General features: G+C 71.2%; 5 protein-coding genes and 1 tRNA gene. 5 read left to right on the top strand and 1 reads right to left on the bottom strand.

Going from position 1 to position 6,060, the window contains the following annotated elements:
• Positions 1-140 precede the first annotated feature (140 nt).
• Positions 141-212 (bottom strand) — tRNA-Arg (locus ACFWI9_RS22980).
• Positions 213-362: 150 nt separating this feature from the next.
• Here ACFWI9_RS22980 and ACFWI9_RS22975 point away from each other — a divergent pair.
• The 5 genes from ACFWI9_RS22975 to thrC all read left to right on the top strand — a co-directional run bounded on the left by ACFWI9_RS22975 (position 363) and on the right by thrC (position 5,860).
• Entirely contained in the window at positions 363-842 is a 480-nt protein-coding gene (locus tag ACFWI9_RS22975) for a response regulator (protein WP_387164719.1), read from the top strand.
• 60 nt (positions 843-902) lie between these two features.
• Positions 903-1,958 carry an ArgS-related anticodon-binding protein NrtL gene (gene nrtL, locus ACFWI9_RS22970; RefSeq protein ID WP_387164696.1) on the top strand — a complete coding sequence of 352 codons (1,056 nt, stop codon included), beginning with the start codon at positions 903-905 and terminating at the stop codon, positions 1,956-1,958.
• A gap of 19 nt (positions 1,959-1,977) precedes the next feature.
• On the top strand, positions 1,978-3,369 hold the full coding sequence (gene lysA / locus ACFWI9_RS22965; RefSeq protein WP_387164695.1) for a diaminopimelate decarboxylase: 1,392 nt from the start codon (positions 1,978-1,980) through the stop codon (positions 3,367-3,369).
• 124 nt (positions 3,370-3,493) lie between these two features.
• A complete protein-coding gene (locus tag ACFWI9_RS22960) occupies positions 3,494-4,786 on the top strand; it encodes a homoserine dehydrogenase (RefSeq protein ID WP_387164692.1) in 1,293 nt (430 codons plus the stop codon).
• A 6-nt stretch (positions 4,787-4,792) separates the two neighbouring features.
• Complete coding sequence (gene thrC, locus ACFWI9_RS22955) at positions 4,793-5,860, top strand: threonine synthase (RefSeq protein WP_387164690.1); 1,068 nt, start codon at positions 4,793-4,795, stop codon at positions 5,858-5,860.
• The last annotated feature ends 200 nt before the right edge of the window (positions 5,861-6,060 follow it).

Genomic DNA, 6,060 nt, shown 5'->3' with positions numbered 1-6,060 from the left:
GGGGTCGCGGGGTGGGTGTGGGTGGGGGGCTCGTCTCTGCAGGAGACCTAATCAGGCGGTCTGTGGTCCACCCCCCCCCCGCTTTTCCATGTGGGCATTCGCGCTGGTCAGAGCTTGATTCTTGCTGGCTGACCGGCGAGTGCCCCCGGCAGGATTCGAACCTGCGCACACGGCTCCGGAGGCCGTTGCTCTATCCCCTGAGCTACGGGGGCGTCCGCCGCTCTCGGCGGCGACGGGTAGAACCCTACCAGCTTCGGAGGGGTGCCTGTGAACAGGTATTTCCAGGCAGTGAGCGGGGGCGGATTCGGGTGGGCGGGGCCGGGGGCGAGTGTTCGGGCGGGGCTCTGCCCGGCGGGGTGGAAGTGGGGAAAACCCGGACGGGGGAGGGGTGCGCGACCTACTCTCGAGTTGTGTCAGGCGCGTCCGGCCGGGTGCTTGTTGTGGATGACAACAGGGTCATTCGGCAGCTGATCAGGGTCAATCTCGAACTGGAGGGTTTCGAGGTCGTGACCGCTGCTGATGGTGCCGAGTGTCTGGAGGTCGTGCACCGGGTACGGCCGGACGTGATCACGCTTGATGTGGTGATGCCGCGGCTCGACGGGCTGCGCACCGCCGCGCGGCTGCGGGCCGATCCGCGGACGCGGCAGGTGCCGGTGGCCATCGTCAGTGCCTGCACACAGTACGAGGCCGGGGCCGGGGTCGCCGCCGGGGTCGATGCGTTTCTCGCGAAGCCTTTTGAGCCGGGCGAGTTGGTGCGGTTGGTGCATCGGCTGTGCAAGGAGGGGCCGCCGCCGGTTGACGGCAGGTACGGGGCCGGGCAGGCGGGGAGTGCGCGGGGCTGAGCTGACCGCATGGCGGAATCGGTTCGCGATCACACCCCCTTCCTCCCATACGCTGGTCCCGTGACCCCCGCAGATCTCTCCCGTACCGTGCTGAGCGCCGTGCGCCGTGCGGTCGAGGAGGGTGCCCTCGGGGGGCTGGTGGCGGTGCCCGAACGGGTCGTCGTGGAGCGGCCGCGGCCCGGGGGGCGGGGGGACTACGCGACCAATGCCGCGCTGCGCCTCGCGCGCGAGGCGCAGATGCCCGCGGTGCGGGTCGCCGAAGTGCTCTCCGAGCAGCTCGTCCGTCAGCCGGGGATCGCGGGTGTCGAGGTCACCGGGCCCGGGTTCCTCAACATCACGCTGGATACCGGGGCCGACGGGTCTCTCGTGCGTACGGTGCTCGAGCAGGGCGGCCGGTACGGGCACGGGGACGGTATGGCGGGTGAGCGGTGTGTGTACCGGCATCGGCCCGAGGTCAGGGGCGCCGTCGTGGCCGATGGGCTGCGGAGGCTGGCGCTCGCGCAGGGTGCCGCGGCGGACGCCGAGTGTGCGGGGGCGGCCGACGCGGAATGGGGGCGGCTCGGGGTCGTGACGCGGTCGGGCGCTTCAGGGCCGCGGGTCGATGTGCGCCCCGCGGGCGCCGGCGCCGGTGCGGGGGAGCTGCTGCGGTGCTACGGGGCCGACGCCGCCCGCTGGGCGATGCTGCGAGCCGCCGCGCACGACCGGCCGAGGCTGGACGCGGGGCTGCTGGTCCAGGCGGAGGCCAATCCCCTCTTCCGGGTGCGGTACGCGCACTCCCGCGCCCGCGCGCTGGGGCGGGCCGCCGAGCGGCTCGGTATTCCGGTCCGCCACGGAGAGCTTGAGGAGACGGTCGACGCGCCCGCGCTGCTCGCCGCCATCGGTGACTATCCCCGGGTGCTGGTCTCCGCCGTCCGCCACAGCGCCCCGGACCGTCTCGCGCGGCAGCTGGAGACCACCGCCGACGCCTTCCTCGGGTTCCAGCACACCGTGCTGCCCCTCGGTGACGAGAAACCCTCGGCCGCCCATCGTTCCCGGCTCGCCCTCGCCGAAGCCGCCGGGACGGTGCTGGCCGGCGGCCTGACCCTGCTCGGCATCAGCGCGCCCGAATACGTGTAGGGAATGTGAGAAAGACAGAATGAGCCGTTCCGCGCACCCCGCAGGCCCCCGCCATGGAGACGTCCTGCCCGAAAGCCACTACTCGGCACCACCTGCCGACCTCAACGCTCTCCACGAGAAGGTGTGGGCACGCACCGTCACCCGGAACGAGGACGGGGTGGTCAGTGTCGGCGGGGTCGAAGTCACCCGGCTGGCCGAGGAGTTCGGCACCCCCGCCTATTTCCTGGACGAGGCGGACTTCCGCGCCCGCTGCCGTGCCTGGGCGGACGCATTCGGCAAGGACGCCGACGTGTTCTATGCGGGCAAGGCCTTCCTGAGCCGCGCGGTGGTGCGCTGGCTGACGGAGGAGGGGCTCAACCTCGACGTGTGTTCGGGCGGGGAGCTCGCCACGGCGCTCGACGCCGGGATGCCCGCCGAGCGCATCGCCTTCCACGGCAACAACAAGTCGCCCGAGGAGATCGAGAAGGCCGTACGCGTCGGGGTCGGGCGCATCGTGCTCGACTCCTTCCAGGAGATCGTGCGCGTGGCGCACGTCGCCCAGTCGCTCGGCAGGCGCCAGCGGGTCCAGATCCGGGTCACCGTCGGCGTCGAGGCCCATACGCACGAGTTCATCGCGACCGCGCACGAGGACCAGAAGTTCGGCATCGCGCTCGCGGACGGTCAGGCGGCCGAAGCGGTCCGCCGGGCGCTGAAGCTCGACGGTCTGGAGCTGATCGGCATCCATTCGCACATCGGCTCGCAGATCTTCGACATGGCCGGTTTCGAGGTCTCGGCCCGTCGCGTGGTGGGCCTGCTGGCCGAGATCCGGGACGAGCACGGTGTCGAGCTGCCCGAGATCGACCTGGGCGGTGGCCTCGGTATCGCGTACACCCCGGACGACGATCCCCGCGAGCCGCACGAGATCGCCAAGTCCCTCAGCGAGATCGTCACCCGTGAGTGTGAAGCCGCCGGGCTGCGTACGCCCCGGATCTCCGTCGAGCCCGGACGGGCCATCGTCGGGCCCTCCGCCTTCACGCTGTACGAGGTCGGTACGATCAAGCCGCTCGCCGGGCTGCGGACGTACGTCAGCGTCGACGGTGGGATGTCCGACAACATCCGTACGGCCCTCTACGACGCCGAGTACAGCGTCGCCCTCGTCTCGCGTACGTCGGCCGCCGCGCCGATGCTCGTACGGGTGGTCGGCAAGCACTGCGAGAGCGGCGACATCGTCGTACGGGACGCCTTCCTGCCCGCCGACCTCGCACCGGGTGACCTGCTGGCCGTGCCCGCCACCGGCGCCTACTGCCGCTCGATGGCGAGCAACTACAACCACGCGCTGCGCCCGCCAGTCGTCTCGGTGCGGGACGGGGAGGCGCGGGTGATCGTCCGGCGTGAGACCGAGGAGGATCTACTGCGCCTCGATGTCGGGTGATGCCGGGTGGTGGAATATCTGTCTCGGGATATGGACGGTGCGCCGGAATCCGCCAAAAGGTGAGTGAGACTGGTTCGCACCCTGAATGAAGAAACGGCTGTGTTCGATGAAAGGCGAAGGTCGGATGATGCGTACGCGTCCGCTGAAGGTGGCGCTCCTGGGCTGTGGTGTAGTCGGCTCAGAGGTGGCCCGCCTCATGACGACGCACGCCGATGACCTCGCCGCGCGGATCGGCGCCCCGGTGGAGCTCGCCGGGGTCGCCGTGCGCCGCCCGTCCAAGGTGCGTGAGGGGATCCCGCGTGAGCTCGTCACCACGGACGCCACCGCGCTCGTCTCGCGCGGCGACATCGACGTGGTCGTGGAGGTGATCGGCGGGATCGAGCCGGCCCGGACCCTGATCACCACCGCGTTCGAGCACGGCGCCTCCGTGGTCTCCGCCAACAAGGCGCTGCTCGCCGAGGACGGGGCCACGCTGTACGCCGCCGCCGAGAAGCACGGCCGCGACCTCTACTTCGAGGCCGCCGTCGCCGGCGCCATCCCGCTGATCAGGCCGCTGCGCGAGTCACTCGCGGGCGACAAGGTCAACCGGGTGCTCGGCATCGTCAACGGCACCACGAACTTCATCCTCGACAAGATGGACACCTCCGGCGCGGGCTACTCCGAGGCACTGGACGAGGCCACCGCGCTCGGCTACGCCGAGGCCGACCCGACCGCCGACGTGGAGGGCTTCGACGCCGCAGCCAAGGCCGCGATCCTCGCCGGTATCTCCTTCCACACCCGGGTACGCCTCGACGACGTCTACCGCGAGGGCATGACCGAGGTCACCGCCGCCGACTTCGCGTCCGCCAAGAAGATGGGCTGCACCATCAAGCTGCTGGCGATCTGCGAGCGGGCGGCCGACGGCAAGTCGGTCACCGCCCGGGTCCACCCCGCGATGATCCCGCTCAGCCACCCGCTGGCCTCCGTCCGCGAGGCGTACAACGCCGTCTTCGTGGAGGCGGACGCCGCCGGGCGGCTGATGTTCTACGGCCCCGGCGCCGGCGGCTCCCCGACCGCCTCCGCGGTGCTCGGCGACCTGGTCGCGGTCTGCCGCAACAAGCTCGCCGAAGCCACCGGGCCCGGCGAGTCCGTGTACACCCAGCTGCCCGTGAGCCCGATGGGCGAGGTCGTGACGCGGTACCACATCAGCCTCGACGTGGCCGACAAACCGGGTGTGCTCGCCCAGGTCGCGACGGTCTTCGCCGAGCACGGCGTATCCATCGACACGGTGCGCCAGAAGGGCAAGGACGGCGAGGCCTCACTTGTCGTCGTCACCCACCGCGCGCCCGACGCCGCCCTCTCCGGGACGGTCGAGGCGCTGCGCGAACTCGACACCGTGCGTGGTGTCGCCAGCATCATGCGGGTTGAAGGAGAGTAGGCACCCATGAGTACTCGCACGCACCAGTGGCGCGGCATCATCGAGGAGTACCGGGACCGGCTCCCGGTGACGCAGACCACGCCGGTCGTCACGCTGGGCGAGGGCGGCACGCCGCTCGTCGCCGCGGGAGTCCTCTCCGAGGCCACCGGCTGTGAGGTATATCTCAAGGTCGAGGGTGCGAACCCGACCGGGTCCTTCAAGGACCGCGGGATGACGATGGCGATCAGCAAGGCCAAGGAGGAGGGCGCGCAGGCCGTCATCTGCGCCTCCACCGGGAACACCTCCGCCTCAGCCGCCGCCTACGGCGGGCGGGCCGGGATGGTCAGCGCGGTGCTGATCCCCCAGGGCAAGATCGCCATGGGCAAGCTGGGGCAGGCCCTGGTCCACGGGGCGAAGATCCTCCAGGTCGACGGCAACTTCGACGACTGCCTGGTGCTGGCTCGCGGGCTCTCCGAGAACTACCCGGTGGCGCTGGTCAATTCGGTGAACCCGGTCCGTATCCAGGGCCAGAAGACCGCCGCGTTCGAGATCGTGGACGCGCTCGGCGACGCCCCCGACATCCATGTGCTCCCGGTCGGCAACGCCGGGAACATCACGGCCTACTGGAAGGGCTACAAGGAGTACGCAGCCGACGCGGTGTCCACCCGCACTCCCCGGATGTGGGGCTTCCAGGCCTCGGGTTCGGCGCCCATCGTGCGCGGCGAGGTCGTCAAGGACCCGGCGACCATCGCCACCGCGATCCGGATCGGCAACCCGGCCTCCTGGGAGTACGCGCTTGCCGCCCGGGACGAGTCGGGCGGCTTCATCGATGAGGTGACCGACCGTCAGATCCTGCGCGCCTACCGGCTGCTGGCCTCGCGCGAAGGGGTCTTTGTGGAGCCGGCCTCCGCGGCGTCGGTGGCGGGCCTGCTCAAGGCCGCCGAGGAGGGGAAGGTCGACCCGGGCCAGCGGATCGTCTGCACGGTCACCGGCAACGGCCTCAAGGACCCCGACTGGGCGGTCACCGGAGCGCCTCAGCCCCTCACGGTGCCGGTGGACGCGGATGTGGCGGCCGAGCGGCTGGGTCTCGCGTAGGCGGCTCCGCCGGGAGCGCGTGGCGGGGCCACGCCTGGCCCCTGCCCTGCCTTGCCGGTTTGCGGCCGGGTGCGTCCGTGGGCCGGGCCGTATGCCGGCGGGGACGTCGCACCTCGTCGGTGCCGGCGCCGGATGGCTGCGTCCGGGGTGGCGTGGTCGGCCGCGACGCGATGCCCCCTTGTGGCGCGGCGTGTTTCCGC

Source organism: Streptomyces sp. NPDC127084 (assembly GCF_042724175.1).
In the GTDB taxonomy this organism is placed as follows: domain Bacteria; phylum Actinomycetota; class Actinomycetes; order Streptomycetales; family Streptomycetaceae; genus Streptomyces.
This window is presented reverse-complemented; position numbering and strand designations above follow the sequence as displayed.